The following is a 690-nucleotide window of genomic DNA, read 5'->3' on the forward strand; positions in this document are numbered from 1 at the left end:
CAGAAAAGCATCTTACGGATGGCATGACAGTAAGAGAATTATGCAGTGCTGCCATAACCATGAGTGATAACACTGCTGCCAACTTACTTCTGACAACGATCGGAGGACCGAAGGAGCTAACCGCTTTTTTGCACAACATGGGGGATCATGTAACTCGCCTTGATCGTTGGGAACCGGAGCTGAATGAAGCCATACCAAACGACGAGCGTGACACCACGATGCCTGCAGCAATGGCAACAACGTTGCGCAAACTATTAACTGGCGAACTACTTACTCTAGCTTCCCGGCAACAATTAATAGACTGGATGGAGGCGGATAAAGTTGCAGGACCACTTCTGCGCTCGGCCCTTCCGGCTGGCTGGTTTATTGCTGATAAATCTGGAGCCGGTGAGCGTGGGTCTCGCGGTATCATTGCAGCACTGGGGCCAGATGGTAAGCCCTCCCGTATCGTAGTTATCTACACGACGGGGAGTCAGGCAACTATGGATGAACGAAATAGACAGATCGCTGAGATAGGTGCCTCACTGATTAAGCATTGGTAACTGTCAGACCAAGTTTACTCATATATACTTTAGATTGATTTAAAACTTCATTTTTAATTTAAAAGGATCTAGGTGAAGATCCTTTTTGATAATCTCATGACCAAAATCCCTTAACGTGAGTTTTCGTTCCACTGAGCGTCAGACCCCT

General features: G+C 47.0%; 1 protein-coding gene. It reads left to right on the forward strand.

Translation table 11 applies throughout. The features are described from left to right. A partial coding sequence (bla, locus tag ACSIPU_RS30415) for a class A beta-lactamase (protein ID WP_032183185.1) occupies positions 1-542 on the forward strand: 542 nt, incomplete at its 5' end. Positions 543-690: the final 148 nt, after the last annotated feature.

Source organism: Klebsiella sp. HN106 (genome assembly GCF_051209435.1).
Classification (GTDB): Bacteria; Pseudomonadota; Gammaproteobacteria; order Enterobacterales; family Enterobacteriaceae; genus Klebsiella; species Klebsiella oxytoca.